At 39.0% G+C, this 20,665-nt stretch carries 18 protein-coding genes and 1 other annotated feature; of the genes, 2 read left to right on the forward strand and 16 right to left on the reverse strand.

Annotation, left to right across the window (positions count from 1 at the left end):
- Positions 1–74 precede the first annotated feature (74 nt).
- From trxA to zapA, 12 genes are all read right to left on the reverse strand, one after another.
- Positions 75–386 carry a thioredoxin gene (trxA, locus tag NY607_RS07365; RefSeq protein ID WP_004226420.1) on the reverse strand — a complete coding sequence of 104 codons (312 nt, stop codon included), beginning with the start codon at positions 384–386 and terminating at the stop codon, positions 75–77.
- A 121-nt stretch (positions 387–507) separates the two neighbouring features.
- Entirely contained in the window at positions 508–1,857 is a 1,350-nt protein-coding gene (locus NY607_RS07370; RefSeq protein WP_259419396.1) for an amino acid permease, read from the reverse strand.
- 58 nt (positions 1,858–1,915) lie between these two features.
- Positions 1,916–2,149: a binding site (T-box leader), on the reverse strand.
- A 139-nt stretch (positions 2,150–2,288) separates the two neighbouring features.
- Positions 2,289–3,266 (reverse strand): electron transfer flavoprotein subunit alpha/FixB family protein, encoded by a 978-nt coding sequence (locus NY607_RS07375; protein ID WP_237898410.1) that lies wholly within the window; start codon positions 3,264–3,266, stop codon positions 2,289–2,291.
- 47 nt (positions 3,267–3,313) lie between these two features.
- The gene (locus NY607_RS07380) at positions 3,314–4,087 is read right to left on the reverse strand and encodes an electron transfer flavoprotein subunit beta/FixA family protein (RefSeq protein ID WP_131521384.1); all 774 of its coding nucleotides are present in this window, start codon (positions 4,085–4,087) and stop codon (positions 3,314–3,316) included.
- Positions 4,088–4,201: 114 nt separating this feature from the next.
- Entirely contained in the window at positions 4,202–4,975 is a 774-nt protein-coding gene (locus tag NY607_RS07385) for an enoyl-CoA hydratase (protein ID WP_259419397.1), read from the reverse strand.
- 14 nt (positions 4,976–4,989) lie between these two features.
- The gene (locus NY607_RS07390; RefSeq protein ID WP_054549980.1) at positions 4,990–5,571 is read right to left on the reverse strand and encodes a fatty acid metabolism transcriptional regulator FadR; all 582 of its coding nucleotides are present in this window, start codon (positions 5,569–5,571) and stop codon (positions 4,990–4,992) included.
- A 138-nt stretch (positions 5,572–5,709) separates the two neighbouring features.
- Entirely contained in the window at positions 5,710–7,404 is a 1,695-nt protein-coding gene (locus NY607_RS07395) for an AMP-binding protein (protein WP_131521382.1), read from the reverse strand.
- Positions 7,405–7,851: 447 nt separating this feature from the next.
- Positions 7,852–8,265: a DUF350 domain-containing protein gene (locus NY607_RS07400; RefSeq protein WP_008179180.1), complete on the reverse strand. Its 414-nt coding sequence runs from the start codon at positions 8,263–8,265 to the stop codon at positions 7,852–7,854.
- 22 nt (positions 8,266–8,287) lie between these two features.
- Positions 8,288–10,654, reverse strand: a complete 2,367-nt coding sequence (locus tag NY607_RS07405) for an endonuclease MutS2 (RefSeq protein WP_259419399.1) — start codon at positions 10,652–10,654, stop codon at positions 8,288–8,290.
- Positions 10,655–10,671: 17 nt separating this feature from the next.
- The gene (gene polX / locus NY607_RS07410) at positions 10,672–12,381 is read right to left on the reverse strand and encodes a DNA polymerase/3'-5' exonuclease PolX (protein WP_131521380.1); all 1,710 of its coding nucleotides are present in this window, start codon (positions 12,379–12,381) and stop codon (positions 10,672–10,674) included.
- Between the two features lie 58 nt (positions 12,382–12,439).
- Entirely contained in the window at positions 12,440–12,979 is a 540-nt protein-coding gene (locus NY607_RS07415) for a CvpA family protein (protein ID WP_004226395.1), read from the reverse strand.
- Positions 12,980–12,984: 5 nt separating this feature from the next.
- Positions 12,985–13,245, reverse strand: a complete 261-nt coding sequence (gene zapA / locus NY607_RS07420) for a cell division protein ZapA (RefSeq protein ID WP_016991554.1) — start codon at positions 13,243–13,245, stop codon at positions 12,985–12,987.
- Between the two features lie 135 nt (positions 13,246–13,380).
- Here zapA and rnhC point away from each other — a divergent pair, with 135 nt between their 5' ends.
- Positions 13,381–14,304 carry a ribonuclease HIII gene (rnhC, locus tag NY607_RS07425; protein WP_131521379.1) on the forward strand — a complete coding sequence of 308 codons (924 nt, stop codon included), beginning with the start codon at positions 13,381–13,383 and terminating at the stop codon, positions 14,302–14,304.
- 182 nt (positions 14,305–14,486) lie between these two features.
- Here rnhC and pheT read toward each other — a convergent pair whose 3' ends face one another.
- From pheT to NY607_RS07440, 3 genes are all read right to left on the reverse strand, one after another.
- Complete coding sequence (gene pheT, locus NY607_RS07430; RefSeq protein ID WP_259419400.1) at positions 14,487–16,904, reverse strand: phenylalanine--tRNA ligase subunit beta; 2,418 nt, start codon at positions 16,902–16,904, stop codon at positions 14,487–14,489.
- 12 nt (positions 16,905–16,916) lie between these two features.
- Positions 16,917–17,954, reverse strand: coding sequence for a phenylalanine--tRNA ligase subunit alpha (pheS, locus tag NY607_RS07435; RefSeq protein WP_004226385.1), 1,038 nt, complete (start codon positions 17,952–17,954; stop codon positions 16,917–16,919).
- Positions 17,955–18,344: 390 nt separating this feature from the next.
- Entirely contained in the window at positions 18,345–19,109 is a 765-nt protein-coding gene (locus NY607_RS07440; protein ID WP_048393656.1) for a TrmH family RNA methyltransferase, read from the reverse strand.
- 172 nt (positions 19,110–19,281) lie between these two features.
- Here NY607_RS07440 and NY607_RS07445 point away from each other — a divergent pair, with 172 nt between their 5' ends.
- Entirely contained in the window at positions 19,282–19,677 is a 396-nt protein-coding gene (locus NY607_RS07445; RefSeq protein ID WP_048393654.1) for a (deoxy)nucleoside triphosphate pyrophosphohydrolase, read from the forward strand.
- On the opposite strand, the gene NY607_RS07450 is transcribed toward NY607_RS07445, so the two are convergent.
- Positions 19,649–20,662 carry a sensor domain-containing diguanylate cyclase gene (locus NY607_RS07450; protein WP_259419401.1) on the reverse strand — a complete coding sequence of 338 codons (1,014 nt, stop codon included), beginning with the start codon at positions 20,660–20,662 and terminating at the stop codon, positions 19,649–19,651. The two genes, NY607_RS07445 and NY607_RS07450, sit on opposite strands and share 29 nt — an antisense overlap.
- Positions 20,663–20,665 lie beyond the last annotated feature (3 nt).

Here is a 20,665-nt window from a genome sequence, read left to right on the forward strand (position 1 = left end):
GTTATTTTCTTTATTATATAACGAAAAAAAGCCGAACACATCCATTGATGGCTCGGCTTTGTGAACTTCATTCATTACGCATGTTTTGCGATAAATGCTTCTAAAGCTTCTTTTGGTTGGAAGCCTACTGTTTTGTCAACTAATTCTCCATCTTTAAATAATAGTAAAGATGGGATTGACATAATTTGATACTGAGCTGCAGTACCTTGGTTATTGTCAACGTCAACTTTTACAATTTTAGCCGCACTACCTGCTGCGTCCATTTCTTCAAGAACTGGCCCAATCATTTTACATGGTCCGCACCAAGCAGCCCAAAAGTCTACTAGTACTAACCCTTCTTTAATATCGTCCTGGAACGTAGCATCTGTTGCATGTACAATTGCCATTTGAAATCCTCCTTAAACTTACTATGCTTGTAGTATAGCATGGATAAATTCACTTGAGCGAACAATCTGCCTACAATGTATTTTTTATGCAAATCTGTGTCGAAAAATCAATACACAGTCATTAATTGACTTGATAACGACCCTTCAATACATAGGTTAACTTAATAAAAAGGTAAATAGCTAACGTAATGCCTGTCACAATAATAGATGTGGTGAAAATAATTCCGATGAGAATCGCACTTAACGCCAATATAGCTATCCAAGTCGTATAAGGGAACCATTTTACTTCATAGGCACTTGTGTGCTCTGCTTGTTTTTTACGTGATTTTAAATGGGCAATCGCAATAATTAACCAAATAAATAACACAGTATAACCAAGTGATCCCATTAGAAAATCAAATGTTTTGCTTCCCGCATATAAAGATAAAATAACCCCTAAATACATCGCTAAAGTACACATTAAAATAGCATATACTGGTACTTTTCGTTTCGATAAATAAGCAAAGATTTTAGGCACACGTCCATCTACAGCCTGTGTATAGAGTACGCGTGATGAACCATACAGTCCTGAATTCATTGATGAAATAATGGCAAGTAAAACAACAGCGTTCATAATATGGTCTGCCCCTGGAATACCAACCATTTTAAAAACCATGACAAACGGGCTTTCAGGAACCCCATTTACTTCATTCCAAGGAATCAAGCTTACGATAATAAAGAATGGCAGTAAATAAAAAGTAACAATACGTACTAATGTACTGCGAACAGCTTTTGGTACTACTTTTTCCGGATTTTTCGTTTCAGCTAATGTAATCCCGATGATTTCTGTCCCACCATAGGAGTAGATAACTACAAGCATGGCAGCAATTAAGCCAGTCGAGCCATTAGGGAAGAACCCACCATGCTCCGTTAAGTTAGCAAAACCAACAGCACTATGATTTCCAAACGTCACAAGCAATAAAATAAGTCCTGCAATGATAAAGACAATAATAACAGTAATTTTGATTAATGCTAGCCAATATTCTGTTTCTGCAAAGATTTTTACGGATAATAAATTAATCGCTGTTACTAACACAGAAACAGATAGTGCCAGTATCCAAATTGGATATTCTGGTAACCAATATTGAATAAAGATAGCAGCCACGACAGACTCTGCTGCAATATTTAAAACCCACATTTTCCAGTAGATCCAATCTAGGAAATACGCAGGGTATTTACCTAACACGGATTGCACTAAATCTCTAAAGGTTCTCGCTTCTTTATTACGCACGGCCATTTCTGCTAAGCCTTGCATAACAAATAATAAAATAATGCCGCCGATTAAATACGCAATCAGCACAGATGGTCCTGCCATATCAATGGCTGCACTACTTCCTTTAAATAATCCCGCGCCAATGGCACCACCTAACGCCATCATCGTGATATGACGCGAGGTCATTGTTCTTGTTAATTGTTGCTTGTTTTTTTCCACTTTCTTACCTCCTAAATATCAAAAAAGCATACCATCTATTCCTTCATCATCAAATGAAAGAAGAGACGATATGCTATCAGCAAACCGCGGTACCACTCTAATTGGCTCTTGAGAACCCAGCTTAAAAAACCTTGTAACGAAGGTTAATCGTCAAACAAATAGAATAATCTGATAATTCTATTTGTGTTACCACTCCTAGGCAAGTTCAAAGTCTTATTGGTCTGCGTTGCACCAACCCGCAGCTCTCTTCACCGAATAACGAGCTTTTACTACTCCTAATCTTTGCGTTTCAAATCATTAATGTATCCATCACTATAATGTCTATCGTTAATTATGTCAATATTTTATTTTGCAATAATTTTCAAATAGTACTTTTTAAAATGGAAAGCAATATAAAAAAACAGGAAGGGTTATCCCTTCCTGCATTTGTATTACGCATTCACTTTTAATGCTTTAAATTCTTCAATTAGAAGCGGAATAACTTCAAATAAATCTCCTACGATACCATAATCCGCTACTTTGAAAATATTTGCTTCAGGATCTTTATTGATAGCAACAATGACTTTTGAATTGGACATTCCAGCTAAATGCTGAATTGCGCCCGAAATACCTGCTGCAATATAAAGATCTGGTGTTACAACCTTACCTGTTTGTCCGATTTGCAGCGAGTAATCACAGTATTCAGCGTCACATGCACCACGTGATGCACCTACTGCACCGCCTAGTAAATCAGCTAGCTCTTTTAATGGCTCGAAACCTTCTTCTGATTTCACACCACGACCACCAGCAACAACTACTTTCGCTTCTGAAAGATCTACACCTTCTGAAGATTTACGAACAACTTCTTTAATAATTGTTCGCAGGTTTGTAATCTCTACAGTGATTGCAGACACATCACCTGTTTTTCCATCTGCTTTTTCTAAAGGTGTAATGTTATTTGGACGAATAGAAGCTAAAACAACGCCTTCTTTAACTTTTACCTTTTCAAAGGCTTTACCAGAGTAAATTGGTCGGATGAATACCACATCATCGCCGGCACCTTCAATAGCAGTGACATCAGATACCAGACCTGCTTGCAATTTGCTTGCAATTTTTGGCGATAAATCTTTCCCATTTGCTGTATGACCAAAGACAATACCTGCTGGTTGTTCTTGCTCGATAACAGCTAATAATGCTTGACTATAGCCATCAGATGTATATTGTTTTAAATGTGGATGTTCCACTGTTACTACTCGATCAGCACCATATTCAAATAGTGGACCTGTTAAACCTGCTACAGCATCCCCTAAAAGTACCCCAACAACTTCGCCACCATCAGCGATTTGTTTTGCAGCTGCAATTGCTTCGAAAGAAACATTACGTAAGCTTCCTTCACGAACTTCACTTAATACTAATACTTTTTTTGACATAGCATATTCCCTCCGTTACCCTTTAAGATTCGATTGACATCCAATAATTAAACAACCTTTGCTTCCGTGTGAAGTAGATTTACCAGTTCTTTTGCTTGTGCAGAAAGGTCGCCTTCTAAAATACGGCCTGCTGCTTTTTGAGCTGGTAAGAAGATGTCTACTGTTTCAATCTTCACTTCTACATCATCTTCATCGATATCTAAATCATCTAACTCAAGCTCTGCAAGCGGTTTCTTTTTCGCTTTCATAATACCTGGTAGAGATGGGTAACGAGGCTCATTTAAACCTTGCTGAGCAGTTACTAATAACGGTAAAGAAGTTTCAATTACCTCTGAATCCCCTTCGATATCTCGAACAATTTTCGCAGATGTTCCGTCAATTTCAAGTTTTGTAATCGTAGTAACATAATTCATATCCAATAGATCAGCTACACGTGGACCCACTTGCCCTGAACCACCATCAATCGCAACATTTCCTGTTAAAATTAAATCTGCATCTTTATCTTTTAAGTATTCTGCTAGTAGATAAGCTGCTGCATTTTGGTCTAGCTCATCTAAATCATCTTCTGTATTAATAAGCACTGCTTCGTCTGCTCCCATAGCAAGCGCTGTACGTAATTGCTTCTCTGCATCCTCGCCACCAATTGTCACCACTGTTACTTTACCACCAGCAGCATCGCGAACTTGGATTGCTTCTTCAATGGCATATTCATCATAAGGATTGATAATGAATTCTGCGCCGTCCTCTTGGATTTTACCACCCGACACAACGATTTTTTCTTCTGTATCAAACGTACGTTTAATTAATGCAAAAATGTTCATATATCCATACCTCCTGGAACGTTTTATAATTCTAAGTAAACTTATAAATATTATATATTTTCAGTTTCGTTAACGCCGATAACATACTGAACGTTGCTATCGACATTTGGAAAATTATTTGCCAGTAAACACAGGCTCACGCTTTTCAATGAATGCTTGAATTCCTTCTTTGGCATCTTCTGTGACAAATACTGTCCCAAAGGATTTCGCCTCTGCTTCAATGCCTTCATAGAATGATGCATGCTTTGCATATTGCAATGTTTGAATAGCTGCTTTTAAAGTAATTGGGCTTTTCTTAGCAATGCTCTTAGCAATCTTTAACGTTTCTTCTAGCAATGCTTCGTCTGGGAATGAACGGTTTGCTAAGCCCCACTGAACAGCTTCGTTACCAGAGATTGGTTCACTTGTAAACATCATTTCAGCAGCCTTAGCTACTCCAACATAGCGTGGTAAGCGCTGTGTACCACCAAAACCAGGAATAAGCCCTAATTGTAATTCAGGTAAACCTAATTTTGCTGATTCAGTGACAAATCGCATATGACAGCTCATTGCTAACTCAAGCCCTCCGCCTAATGCCGCACCATGGATGGCTGCAATTACAGGCTTAGAAAACGATTCAACACGCTCAAAAACCTGCTGCCCGTTGCTAGCTAGCTTTGTAAATTCCTCTCCAGATTCTACCCCAATAAATTCTTTAATATCTGCCCCTGCAGAGAAGAAACGGCCTTCACCATGAAGTACAAGGACTCTTACAGCATCATCGTGTTCTACAGCATCTAGCACAGCGTTAACTTCTGCAATAATACCGCGAGATAATGCATTTGCTGGTGGACGTGCAATTGTAATAATCGCTACTCCATCTTCTACTTTCCAACTTAGAAATTCCATTTCTCCACATCCTTTTAAGCTTTAATGCCGTTCAGGATTAATGCCTGAACCTTTGGAACCTGTTCCATCAAATCATATCGATAGTCATTCATAACCCACGACGTAATAGTTTCATCAATTGTTCCAAAAACCATTTGTCGAGCCAAGCGTACATCCATCGTCTGATTGAACTCACCTGTAAGCATACCCTCGATTAAAATTTGATCAAGTAGTTGTAAATACTCGCGCAATACAGAATTAATTTTTAATCGTAAGTCTTTGTTTGACTGGCGAAGCTCTAATTGTGTGACAGTTGCTAGGTATCGATCTGTCGCTAGAACATTAAAATGATTTTCAATCATTCGTGAAAGTTTGTCTTTAGACGTACTCCCCTTTTCTATTATATCTTGTAATGACTCTACAAAAACAGCCATTTTTTCATTAAAGACAGAAATTAATATATCTTCTTTATTTTTAAAATATAAATAGATTGTTCCATCGGCCACCCCTGCCTGTTTGGCGATTTTCGATACTTGCGCTTGGTGATACCCATTTTCCGCAATAACGATGACAGCTGCATCAATAATTTGTTTATATTTTGGCTTATCTCGTTTCACTTTTATATCACCACCTAAAAAACATGCGCACGTCGATATGACGTGTAAACCTAAAAAAATATGAAAATATGAATGGTCATTCATTCATATTTTCATATTATATTTTACAGCATTGCTTGTCAATACTTTCACACGTATTTATTTCGCTTCTTTATTCGCTAATTTTGTTTTTTCTTCTTCAACTAACGTACGACGCAAAATTTTTCCTACAGCTGTTTTTGGCAGCTCTTCTCTAAATTCATAATAACGCGGAACTTTAAAAGCTGCTAGATGCTGACGGCAATATTTATTTAATTCGTCCTCAGTAATCGAATATCCTTCTTTTAATACAATATAAGCTTTAACTGTTTCACCACGATACGGATCAGGTATGCCTGCTACTACGCACTCTTGGATCTCTTCACGTTCATATAACACTTCTTCTACTTCACGTGGATAAATATTAAAGCCGCCTGCTATTATTAAATCTTTTTTACGATCTACTACATAGAAGAAGCCTTGCTCATCCATATAACCAAGATCACCTGTTAAAAACCAACCATCAGCAAATGTCGCTGCTGTATCCTCCGGACGGTTCCAGTAGCCCTTCATTACTTGTGGTCCTTTAACAGCAATTTCACCAACTTCACCAATAGGTAGCTCTTCTGTATCACCTGTACGTAAAATAACCGCTTCTGTATTTGGCCAAGGTAAACCAATCGAGCCAATCACCCGCTTCCCCCAAATTGGCGTAGCATGTGTTACAGGTGAGGTTTCAGTTAACCCATATCCTTCTACTAGCTTTCCACCAGTCACCGCCTCAAACTTCTCTTGCACTTCAATCGGCAATGAAGCAGAGCCACTTAGGCATGCCTTAATGGATGATAAATCATAATTCGCAATGTCTGGGTGATTTAAAAGGCCGATGTATAAGGTTGGTGCGCCGGGGAACAGAGTTGGTTTTTGTTTATCAATTGTTTTTAATGCCGTTTCTGCATCAAACTTCGGTAAAAGCACCATTCTATTTTGAGTGAATACAGATAAAAGCATAACAGTTGTCATGCCATAGACGTGGAAGAATGGTAGAATGCCCATAATGGTTTCTTCACCATGAACACATTTATACATCCAAGCATCACACATTGTCGTATTGGCAATTAAATTTTTATGGGTCAGCATAACGCCTTTTGGGAAACCTGTTGTCCCACCCGTATATTGAAGGAGTGCTAGGTCTTCTTCAAAATCAAATGGCATATTGTCAATTATCTTAATTGGTGCTGAACGCATTATTTCTGAAAACAGATGATTTTGACCGCTATGTTCAACCTTGACACTAAAGCCATACTGCTTTTTTTGAATAAATGGATAGACTAAATTTTTTGGGAATGGTAAATAATCCTTAATAGCTGTCACAATGACATTTTCAAGAGCAGTCTCTTTCATAATTTTCATGACTCTCGGATATAAAATATCCATGACAAGAATAACCTTTGCTCCTGAATCAGCCATTTGATATTGAAGCTCACGTTCAGTATAAAGTGGATTTGTTTGTACTACAACAGCACCTGCATACATGGCACCATAGTAAGCGATTACACTTTGTGGCGTGTTAGGCAACATAATTGCTACTCGATCTCCCTTTTCCACACCTAGTGTTTGTAAATAGTTTGCGAACCTTAAAGCTGACTCATATAGCTCGGTGTACGTCAAATCCTTTCCCATAAAATGAATCGCTACTTTGGATGGATTCTTTTTATAGGCACGTGTCAAAAACTCTTGCACTGGAATTTCCTCAAACGTTAAAGACGATGGTACTTCTTCAGGATAATTTGCTAGCCATGGTTTTGCTGTCATACGTCCTCTCCCCTTTGTCCCAAACTTTGTCAATTCTTATATTTATTATAATGAAAAAGAAATACAGTTTCAAACAGAAAATAGAAAATAAATGCATTTTCGATTAATTATTATGCAATTAACAACATTAATATGATTGGTATTTATCAGGATTTATTTGAATACACCTTATGAATGCTCGTTCATTCTCGAGTCACTCCATAAAAAAACAATCAGCATATTCCTATATTATAAAAATAATTTTTCTACCCTTTAATAGAGTTTTATGAAAGAAAGTTAATAGGTTGTAGTAGAAATTTATGCTATGTACAATTAACAAAAAACGCATCCTCATAAAGAGAATGCGTTTTTTATTTAAATCGTTAACATATAGTAGACACCTACTGCCAAAAATGCAATACAGACAACGATTAGTACTTTTGCTAATTTTTCCATGTCATGACACTCCTATGCAATACTTGCCCCAATTACAAACGAAAGACCGACTGAAATGGTAAAGGAAATGAAACCAACTGAGCGATTATCATTGGCAATCTCTTGATCAACGTTAAAACGAGGTGTCATAAATTCAAATAAGAAATACGCTACAATCAATAATGTAAAGCCAAAAAGGCCCCAACCGATCATTTCACTTAATGTGCTATGACGTGCAATGGAAAAGCGGAAGATATTACAAATCCCTAGTATTTTCCCACCTGTTGCAAGAGCCACAGCCACATTACCTTTTTTAATTTCTTCCCAATTTTTATATTTCGTAACGACTTCGAACAATGCCATCGAGACGACTAAACATAATACTACAACACTAAAATATCCTGCCGTTTCGATAATTGGATATCGCCAAAAGCCAGAATTCAGCATTTTTCTCCGTCCCCTTTATAGCTTATTTCAATTCAACAATTGTGACGCCTAAGCCCCCTTCACCGGCTTCACCAAAACGGAAGGATTTTACGCGCTTATGCTTTTTCAAATAGCTTTGAATTCCTTGACGTAAAGCCCCTGTACCAACTCCATGAATAATGGACACACGACCATAATTAGAGAGTAATGCATCATCAATATATTTCTCTGTTCTTACGATTGCATCCTCATAACGTTCACCACGTAAATCTAATTCTAGTTTCACATGACTATTTCGATTTTTCACACCAGCTGTTCGTAATACAGGCTCTTTTTCAGGTTTAATATATTCCAAATCACTATCTGAGATTTTCATTTTTAAAATCCCCATTTGGACAACCCATTCAGTATTCGACACCTTTTCTAACAAAGTACCTCGTTGACCATAGCTTAACACCTTTACCTCGTCTCCGACAACTAAGTTTTGTGCACGAGCTTTGACTTGTGCCGCCTTTTTTAGCACTTTATTGTCTTCAAGTGGTGTTGCTTCTTCCAAGCGTTTACGTGCTTCAATCAATTCATGCTCCTTGACAACTTGATCAGCATTTTTACGCATTTCTCGAAGCTCTGCAATAATCGCTTCTGCTTCACGTTTTGCTTCATCAACAATTTTACGCGCCTTTTCCTTCGCCTTCTTATCAAGCGCCTCTTTACGCTCCTCATAGGCTTGCAATTTATCTTGAAGCTCTTTACGTAATGTTTCTGATTCTAATAGCAATGCATGCGAACGATCTGCATCATCTTCAGATTGGCGACGTGTTTCTTCCAATGAGGCAATCATCGATTCAACCTCATGTCGATCGGTTCCAGTAAAGCCTTTAGCACGATCAATAATGGATTCAGGTAAACCAAGACGACTGGAAATTTCAAATGCATTTGAGCGCCCAGGTACACCGATAAGTAGACGGTAGGTCGGGCTCAAAGTTTCAATATCAAATTCTACACTGGCATTGGCTACACCTGGTCGATTATAGCCATAAGCTTTTAGCTCAGGATAGTGAGTTGTAGCCATTACACGAGCACCGCGCCCATGTACTTCGTCTAAGATTGAAATGGCTAAGGCTGCCCCTTCCTGTGGGTCAGTACCTGCCCCTAACTCATCAAAAAGAACAAGTGATTCGTGATCAAATTTTTGTAGGATGTCAACAATATTAACCATATGGGACGAGAACGTAGAAAGTGACTGCTCAATTGATTGCTCATCACCAATATCGGCAAATAATTGCTCAAATACAGCAAGTTCTGAGCCATCTAATGCTGGCACTGGTAATCCAGCTTGTGCCATTAATGTACACAGACCAACCGTTTTTAATGTCACCGTTTTACCACCTGTATTAGGACCTGTAATGACAATAGCTGTAATGTCTTTACCAAATTCAATGTCATTTGGAATAGCTGATTCTATTGGTAGTAGTGGATGACGTGCACGTATTAGTCGGATATAGCCATCCTGATTCATTTTAGGCATTGTACATTTATTGGCTTGGCCATATTTGCCCTTTGCTAAAATGACATCGATATCGCCTAATACCTTCACTAAGTTAAATAAATCTGATGCTACTTCTTGCACCATTGCACTTAATGCTAGTAAAATACGTTCAATTTCAGCCTGCTCTTTCATTTTCAAGCGATGAATTTCATTGTTTGCTTGGACAACAGAATCTGGCTCAATAAATAAGGTTTGACCAGAAGAAGATTGGTCATGGACAATCCCACCATAGTGGTGACGATATTCCTGCTTTACGGGAATAACAAAGCGATCATTACGAATTGTCACAAGTGTATCAGAAAGCATTTTCGCTGCATTACTTCCCCGAATTAAACTTTCCAGCTTAGAGCGGACTTTCCCTTCTTCAGCACGCAAAGATTGGCGAATAGAGCGCAATGTTTGACTAGCAGAATCTAAGACAGCTCCATTGTCGTCAATACAGTTATTAATTTCATGTTGCAATCCTGTTAGGACAGGCATTGCTTCCTTTTTGGAGATGAAATGGGGAATATCAATCACTTCATCGGCTTCTAAATCTTCAATAAAATTGCGTAGAATTCGGCTTGCTCGAATCGTGCTCGAAATTTCCATTAGTTCTACTGCTGCTAACATGCCTCCTATTTGAGCACGTCTGGCAGAGGGACGGACATCAAAAATTCCGCCCATTGGTACATTGCCCTTCACACGCAAAATGGATAGTCCCTCATCCATTTCCTCTAATAATTGTACTACTTTATCAAAATCTGTTTGTGGCACAAGCTCCTCAATGGCAGATTTACCAATAGAGGAAGTACAATAGGAAGCCACTTGTTGCCTAACTTTATCGTATTCTAGTGTTTTCAATGCGCGTTCTGCAATCACTGAGAACACCTCCTCAGCTATTTATTTCGTTGGATGAACGCTTCAAACTGTTCACGCGTCCATGTATTCACAATCATATCTTTCGGTAACCATGCTCTATTTGCATAGCGAACCCCAATATCCATAAAACGTAAATGTGCAATATCATGTGCATCTGTGTTGATGGCTACTGGCACACCTGCTGCGCATGCCATTTCTAAATGTTCTACACATAAATCGAGACGATACGGATTTGCATTTAACTCTAAAATTTTACCATATTCCTTTGCCCACGCAATTAACTGTTTCATATCAGGATTATAACCATCGCGATCTTCAATAATTCGACCAGTCGGATGGGCAATCATATGAACATAGGGATTTTGCATAGCTGTTAGTAAACGTGCCATAATTTTATCTTGCGATTGTGTAAAACTAGAATGAATGGAAGCAATAACAAAATCGAGCTCTTTTAACACTTGATCTTCGAAATCAAGGGAGCCGTCTGGTAAAATATCCATCTCCGTTCCTTTAAACAAATGAAAATCTGGATGTGCTGCATTAAATGCCTCAATTTCTACACGCTGCTTTTCTAAACGCTCCGGTGTTAATCCATTTGCTACTTTTAGGAATTGCGAATGGTCTGTAATAACGCTATATTGATAGCCTCGTGCTAGTAACGCCTCGCCCATTTCTGCAACAGAGTATGCACCATCTGACCATGTTGTATGCATATGCAAATCAGCTTTAATATCCTCTAGTCGAACTAAGTTTTGAATTATGTTTGTTTTGTCAAATTCTGCTGTTCCTGTCCGTAAGCTCGGTGGAATCCAAGGTAGATCAAAATGAGCGAAAAATGCTGCCTCGTCTTGGAACGTTAAAACGGAACCATCTTCCTGTTCCACACCATATTCACTTATTTTTTCACCACGGGCTTTGGCAATTTGCCGCATACGAACATTATGATCTTTTGAACCTGTGAAATGATGTAACGCAGTCGCATATTCATTGTCTTTCACTAAACGGAAATCAACGCTAACTGGTTCATCTAAGTCTAAAATCACCGAAATTTTTGTATCCCCCGCCGCCACGACTTCTTGAATGGCCAAGCTATTTAACAACGTTTCGCGTACTTCCTCCACTGCTTCTGTCACAACAATAAAATCAATATCTTTGCTAGTTTCTAACGCTCGACGGAAACTCCCAGCAACTGAAAATCGGTCTACTTCCTTCATACTACCTAGAAGCGCCTCAATTTGTAAAACCACAGGCTCAAGCTGCCAAATTGGTAGTCGTTCTGAACGATTTGCTAAATTGGCTAGCTCCTTTAAAATTTTCTCTTCAGTTTTTACAGCAAATCCAGCTAATTCACGTACTTTTCCTGCTTCACAAGCTGCCTTCAAGCTTTCTGCAGAGTCAATACCAAGCTCTTGGTGTAGTTTCGCAATTTTTTTTCCTCCCAAGCCAGGTAATTTTAGCAATGGCAGTAACCCTTTAGGCACAACCTCTTCTAACTCCTTTAACAAACTCGATTCACCTGTTGCCATTAAGTCCTCTATTACAGCCGCAGTACCCTTGCCAATCCCTTTGAGTTTTGTTACATCATCCATTTCGCTTAATGATCGCTCGTCCCCCTCTAGTGCTGCCGCGGCCTTTCGAAAGGCTGATACCTTGAATGGATTTTCTCCCTGTAGTTCCATATATAAAGCAATTTTTTCGAGTGTGCGAATAATTGTTTTTTTATTCATTGGTAATTCCTCCTATCGTAAAAACACTTCCCTCAAGACAGAGAGAAGTGCATAGTTACTATTGCATATAAATATACCACCAGTTTTGGAACATCTTTGTAATAATTGGTGTGTGCTCCAACATGAGACCACTTAACAATGACTTCGACATTAAATTTTGTATGGCATCTACTGGTAATAAGGCGCACACATATAGCAAAATAAACATAATTAAATAGTTTTCAATCATGCCAAGTAACGCCCCAAGCCAACGATTCACAGTATTTAGCACTGGCAAATACGCGATAAAGTCAAATATCGATGCCACGATTTGCAACGTTATTTTTACTGCAAAGAAAATAACAGCAAAGGCAATTACCCGATAAAAGGTACGGTCTAAATCTAGACTATCAATGACAACGCCAAGGCTGCCTGTGTCAGTGACGCCTGGATATGGAACCCAAAATACAAATTTTTGTGCTAATGGCTTATAATAAATATACGCAACAATTAGGGCTACTACAAAGCTGACAATATGCATCATCTGTACAATAAAACCTCGTTTTGCACCGACGCCTATACCAGCTAACAGTACCACTAATATGATTAAATCTAACATTCTCTTCAACCCTTTAACTTTTTCAATTCTTCTTCTAATTGCTCCATTCGTTCTTTTAATAGTAAATAATCATGAACTGTATTTACTGCTGTCAGAACAGCAAGTTTTGTGCTATCAAGTGAGGGATTATGTACGTTCATCTCGCGCATACGGTCATCAACAATCGAAGCAACAAGTCGCATATGGCCAATGGATTCAGAGCCGACCATTTTATATGTATGACCATATATTTCAACAGAAATTTTATTCTTTTCTTGTTTTTCCATAGTCGCACCCTCCTATAAATTCGATGCACACACGATTTTAGAGGCTTGTGAGCACCATCACACAAAAAAGCTATTTATTATCATACCATGAAAGGTATAAAATTGTGAACAACGAGGACAGAAAGGAACGATTAAATGGCAAATATTGTGCTTTCCATTTCAACAAATATTCAAAAAGAGGTGATGGCTTACTATGCATCGCACTTTATAGAACGAAAGGCTCCGGGAGTCATTTTTGCGGCAAAACTACCAGATACAGCCATAACTATGTATAAATCAGGCAAATTAATGTTTCAGGGGGGCGGTGCTGAACGTGAGGCAGCACGTTGGGGAACTGTTGAAAAAACTGCTACGCCACTCTCCACTATCGGGGCAAAAGGGGATGTACTGCCTAACAATTTCGCAACCATGTCTGTTTTAGGCTCAGACGAAACAGGCACAGGTGATTATTTTGGTCCAATCACTGTAGCAGCAGTATATGTGCCTACTTCCAAAATCGAACTCATGAATGAGCTTGGCGTAAAAGATTCAAAAATGCTAACAGATGACTATATGAGGAAAATTGCACCTGATTTGCGTGCAGCCTGTGTCCATAGTGTTCTCGTCTTACGCAACGAGAAATATAACAACTTACAAGCGAAAGGCTATTCCCAAGGTAAAATGAAAGCCATGATGCATAACAAGGCACTACAAAACACGCTATCAAAAATGGCTCCTGAAAAACCTGAATTTATTCTAATCGACCAGTTTGCTGAACGTGGTGTCTATTACAATTATTTAAAAAATGAACGTGACCTTGTGCAAGAGAATGTCTACTTTTCTACTAAAGCAGAACAATTACATGTAGCTGTGGCTACAGCATCTATTTTAGCTCGTGCTGCCTTTTTAAAGGAAATGGACCGTTTGAGTGACATTACAGGGCTTACATTAATGAAGGGCGCCTCTAACAAGGTAGATGTGCAAGCAGCCCGAATCTGGTGTAATCAGGGCGAAGAATTTCTACGCTCCATCACAAAATGGCATTTCGCCAACACTGATAAAGCACGGAAGATGAAGTAAATCATACTATTGGTTGCTTAAAAAAGCTTTTTTGGGGTTCCTGATGAGCGTGAGACGCATTAGGAACCTTTTTGAGCGCTTTCCTCTTTTTTGGATCACTCTTTCTTCACCTTTTGGATCATCATCTTCACCATTCTCAAACAAAAAAAGACTGCCTCGTAAGACAGTCTTTTTTCATTATATTAGCGTACTTCTATGCCTGCAATCGTAGCAATGGCTTTTAATACTTTGTTATGTGCGGCCACTACTTCTTCGTCTGTTAAAGTACGTTCTGGATCAAAATATGTGAGAGAGAAGGCAACCGATTTTTTACCTGGTTCCATTTTCTCCCCTTCGTAAACATCGAATACGCGGATATCTTTTAATAGTTTCACACCCGCTGCATCAATGGCTTCCATTACTTCGCCCGCTGTTGTTGTACGGTCCATTATAAGAGCGATATCACGAGACATAGCTGGGAAACGAGGCACTGGTGTGTAGGCAAGTGGTGCTTCTTGTGCCGTTGCATTTAATAGGGCCACTAAATTCATTTCCATTACATACGTGTCTTTTACACCCCATGCTTTTTGCTCTGCTGGGTGAAGTCCACCAATGATGCCGACATGCTTGCCATCTAATAAAATGCTAGCTGTACGACCTGGATGTAAGCCATCCACTTGTGATTTCACAAATGTCAGGCGATTTGCTAAGCCAAGTTTGCCAATAACACCTTCGATGATACCTTTTAACACATAGAAATCTACAGCTTTTTTCTCACCTTGCCAAGCATGGTCTAGCCATTTGCCAGTTAGTACTGCTGCCACATGCTCTTCCTCATATGGTTGCCCCTCATCTGATTGACCAAGGAACACGGAACCAATTTCATATAAAGCCACGCCTTCAGCTTGACGTGCAACATTATAAGCCGCCGCTTCGATTAAATGTGGAATAAGGCTTTGACGTAATGTAGAACGCTCCTCACTCATTGGCATAAGCAAGCGAGTTACCGGCTCTGCTTTCAAAGCAAAACGTTGTGACAATGCATCCGACGTTAACGAATAAGTTACCGCTTGATACAGGCCAGCCCCTTCCATGTAATGACGAACAACACGTCGATTTGCTTGGTAAGGTGATAAATTACCTACTTGTGTTGCACCCTCTGGTAATGTCATTGGAATTTCATCATAACCATAAAGACGAGCAATTTCCTCCACGATATCCTCTTCAATTTTAATATCTTGGCGACGTGTTGGTGCATCAATAATTAATAAACCATTTGCTGCCTCTACACCAAATTTTAAACGCTCTAAAATAGAAAGCATATCTTCTAATGCAATCTTCATACCTAAACGTTCATTAATAAAATCTGGGGAAACGACTACTCGCGCTGGTGCTTTATCTAACTCATCTACTAAACATGTACCTTCTAATACTTCGCCTCCTGCTAATTCAGCAAGTAGAGCAGCAGCACGTTCAGCAGCTGGTAAGACACGATTTGGGTCTACCCCTTTTTCGAAACGAGCCGATGCATCTGAACGTAGGCCAAGATGACGAGACGTTTGACGCACTGTTAAACCATCAAAATAGGCTGATTCAATGACAACAGTCGTTGTTGAATCTGTTACCTCTGAATTAGCACCACCCATTACACCAGCAATGGCTACTGGCTCTTTGCCATTTGTAATGACTAAATCTGAAGCTTTTAATGTACGTTCTTGGTCATCTAATGTTGTAATTTTTTCACCTTCTGTTGCTTTACGAACAACGATTTCACCCGTTGCTAGGCTATCATAGTCAAAAGCATGTAGAGGTTGACCATATTCCATTAATACATAGTTCGTTACATCTACGACATTATTGTGTGGACGTACTCCCGCAGCCATTAGACGATTTTGTAGCCACATTGGTGATTCACCGATTTTTACGTTTTTCACAACTTTTGCTACATACATAGGATTTGCTTGTAAATCTTCTACATGAAGCTTCAGGTAATCCTGTGCTTTTTCACTAGCAGTTTGATAGGAAATTTCTGGATATTTAATTTCCTCTGAAAGAATAGCACCTACTTCATACGCTACACCTAGCATTGAAAGAGCATCTGAGCGGTTTGGTGTTAGTCCTAACTCCAGCACTGTATCACGTAGGCCCAATATAGCCAGTGCATCTGCCCCTACTTCTGCATCTGCTGGTAGGACAAAGATACCTTCTGAATACGCCTTAGGAACAAGCTTTCCTTCGATTCCAAGCTCTTGTAAGGAACAAATCATTCCGTTCGATTCATGACCGCGAAGTTTTGCTTTTTTGATTTTAATGCCACCTGGTAAATGTGCACCTGGACGAGCAACAATGACTTTCTGACCAGCATCAACATTCGGTGCACCACAAATTATTTGTTGGGGCTCTGCTTCGCCAACGTCAACTTGGCAAATATTTAACTTATCAGCCTCTGGATGTTTCTCCTTAGAAACTACATAACCAACTACAACTTTATCCATAGCATTAGCACGATCAATTACTGCATCTACTTCAATCCCAGAGCGTGTAATTTTTTCTGCTAATAGCTCAGGTGCTAAGTCCTGCGTATTGATATAATCTTTTAACCATTCTAATGAAACTAACATGTTTTATCCCCCTTACGCTTCTGTTCGCTCGAATTGTGATAAGAAGCGAGTGTCACTTGTATAGAAATGACGAATATCGTCAACACCATATTTCAACATCGCAATACGTTCTGCACCAATACCAAATGCAAATCCAGAAACTTTCTTTGGATCATAGCCAGCCATTTCTAATACGTTTGGATGCACCATACCTGCTCCTAGAATCTCAATCCAGCCAGTGCCCTTACATACGTTACAGCCTGCTCCACCACATTTGAAACAAGAGATATCCATCTCTACTGATGGCTCAGTAAATGGGAAGAAGCTCGGACGTAGTCGAATTTCGCGGTCTGCACCAAACATTTTTTTCGCTAACGTATCTAATGTTCCTTTTAGGTCACTCATGCGAATATTTTCGCCAATGACTAAACCTTCAATTTGCATAAACTGATGTGAATGTGTTGCATCATCATTATCACGTCGGAATACTTTACCAGGACAAATTATGCGAATCGATTCACCTTTTTTGGCTTCCATCGTACGAGCCTGTACTGGTGAAGTATGGGTACGTAATAATATTTCCTCGGAAATATAGAACGAATCTTGCATATCACGAGCTGGATGACCTTTTGGTAAATTTAGTGCTTCAAAGTTATAGTAATCCTTCTCCACTTCTGGACCTTCAGCAATTTCATAGCCCATTCCAATAAATAAATCTTCAATTTCTTCAATGACACGTGTTAAAGGGTGACGGTTCCCCACTTTAATTTCACGACCTGGTAAAGTGACATCAATCGACTCACTCGCTAATTTTTCAGCAATGGCTGCCTCTTCCAACACGGTAATCTTTGTTTCTAATACTGCCGTTACATTTTCACGAACATTATTCACTAAAGCACCCATTTTCGGACGTTCTTCAGCTGATAATTTGCCCATCCCTTTTAGTAAATCAGTGATAGGTCCTTTTTTTCCTAAATACGCAACACGTACTTCATTCAATTCTTTTAAATTTGCAGCTGCTTCAATTTTAGCAAGTGCTTCTTGCTCTAATTGTTTTAATTGCTCTTCCATGTTAAAACCTCCTCAGAAAATAAATGCCTGCTTTTTAGGCATAAAAAAACTCGCCCCTAAAAAGGGACGAGGACATTTTCGCGGTACCACCCTAGTTATTGCAAAGCAAAGCCTTACAATCACTTCATTGACATAACGACTTGATAAAGCCGGCTTACCTTTACAGCAGTACACTGGTCCCGGTAGCTGCTCGCAGGCTGAATTCAAAACTGCATTGATACGGCGTTGGCTCTCAATCTCTGGCCTACGCTCCCTGTCGTCCATTCACAATCTTTACTACTTCCCGGTCAAAGCATTTATTATTTAAACATACATTTTAGAATAAATTATACAATAATGGACTGTAGCAAATCAAGAGACAACTGCCTCAATCCCACAATGAGCAATTAATTACTTGGCAAAGCCATATAAAACAATACCTGTTGCTACTGCGACGTTTAATGATTCAGCCTGTCCAAAAAGAGGAATGATCATATTTTGATCTGTCATCGCTAATAACTGAGGCTGAATGCCACTTCCTTCATTCCCCATAATAATCGCAAATGCACCCGTATGCTGAATATCACTATACGGCACCGCTTCCTCATCTAATGCAGTACCAAATACCGGTACACCTTGATCCTGTAATATATCTATCCATTCTGCTAAATCTCCACGCACTACCGGAATATGGAAATGCGAACCTTGAGCAGCACGTAGTGTTTTAGGATTATAAAGATCGGCACAGCCTTTTCCTAAAATTACAGCATCTAAACCTGCAGCATCTGCTGTACGAATCATCGTTCCAATGTTACCAGGATCTTGGACAGCATCAATTAATAACACTTTTCGCCAAGTAGTCATCACATTATCCTCTAAGACGGGCTGTTTACATACAGCAAAAACACCTTGGGAAGTTTCTGTCTCCGCAAATTCCTTCGCTACCGCAGTCGATACCTCTACAATAGCTATATCATCGATTGGCCATAACATTGGCAAATCGATACCTTCACGCACTATAATTTGTAATACTTGGTTTTTATTTTTTAATGCTTCTTCAACAAGATGAAAGCCCTCTACTAGGAATTCACCCGAACGTTCACGCTCTTTTCTTGTTGTCGCCAACTTTTTCCAATATTTCACTAACGCATTTTGCGTAGATTCAATTCTCTTCATCGCTACCTCTTACCGCCTTTTTCCTATATATTGACCACTATTATACCCTACGAAATAGCAAATTTCATAGCTAAGTAAGAAAACTGTTATTTTCCAGTGGTGGCAAGTGGCGTACAACTTAAACATGCTATAATCATACATATCTAACGAAGACACAAAGTGAGGTATATAAATGAAAAAAACAATACATGTAGTAGGGGCTATAATTGAAAATGAGCAACAAGAAATTTTCTGTGCTTTAAGAAACCCCCAAATGGTATTAGCAAATTATTGGGAATTCCCTGGCGGTAAAATAGAGCAGGGTGAAACACCAAAACAGGCACTTTCTCGAGAAATTCTTGAGGAATTTAACTGTACGATTCAAGTAGGTAAACAAGTGGCTGTAACACTCCATGAATACGAACAATTTTTCGTTCATTTAGAAACATACAAAGCTTCAATTATTAAAGGCACACCCCAAATTCTAGAACATGCTGAAGCAAGATGGGTTCCCCGCAACCAATTGCTTGACCTTCCATTTGCTCCAGCAGATCTTCCTTCTATTCAAAAATTAATGGCCGAATTGTAAAGGCTAGTAACTTTATCTCATGAAAATGAGTGACTTTGTTTCGTCCGTGCTCTTTCGATCCATACAATGCTTTATCTGCTTTTTTTATCAATGTCGTCTCTGTATCTTCTGAAGTTACTGTGGCAATTCCCATACTGATCGTAAGACTGCCTGTTGGCCAACCATCCTGCTCCACGGTGTGTCTAATTTTTTCGCCGATTTCTTTTGCCGCAGGTATCTCGGTCTCAGGTAGGATGATCATAAACTCCTCCCCACCATAACGAGCGACGATATCTTCTAGACGTACTTGTATTTGTAATAGTTGTGCCAATTGTACGAGGACATCGTCTCCAACTTGATGACCATATGTATCATTGACCTTTTTGAAATGATCGATATCTAAAATGCATAACGAAAAAGTTTCTGCTGTCTCATGAAAATGATTAAAATGTTGTTCGAGTTGTTCCTGGAAAAATCTCCTGTTTTTCAAGCCGGTCAGTTTATCAGTCATTGATAATTCTACTAAAGCAGCATTCATTTCCAATAATTTCGCCTGCTGATGTTCTATTTCTACATGAATTTGCTCCAAATTAGCTAATGCACGATCCTTTTCTTGATAGGCAGCCTCAAGTAGTTTTTTGGCTGATCGTAATTCTTGTTCATAATCTATGCGCTTTTTCATCTTTACTAAAATACAATCAATGCGCTCTACCAAATCCTCTTTGTACAATTTGGCATTCATTAAAAACGGAACCGACATTCCGTCCTTCTGTTTGAGATGAATGAATAATTCCTCTACTTGCCCCTCTAGATTAATCATAGGATAAAAATAAGAGTGAAAAATCATCTTATTGGGCGTAGATAGAAGAATTTCTAGATGCATATGTAATAATTCCTCTTGCTCATAGCCGATCCAATCTAGCAGGGTTCGATTGATTTCTGAAATAAGCCCTTCATGTGTGATGGAAAGAAATCCACATGGTGCATTGTTGAGTCGTTTTTCCATTGT

This window comes from Lysinibacillus sp. A4 (assembly GCF_024919535.1).
In the GTDB taxonomy this organism is placed as follows: Bacteria; Bacillota; Bacilli; order Bacillales_A; family Planococcaceae; genus Lysinibacillus; species Lysinibacillus capsici.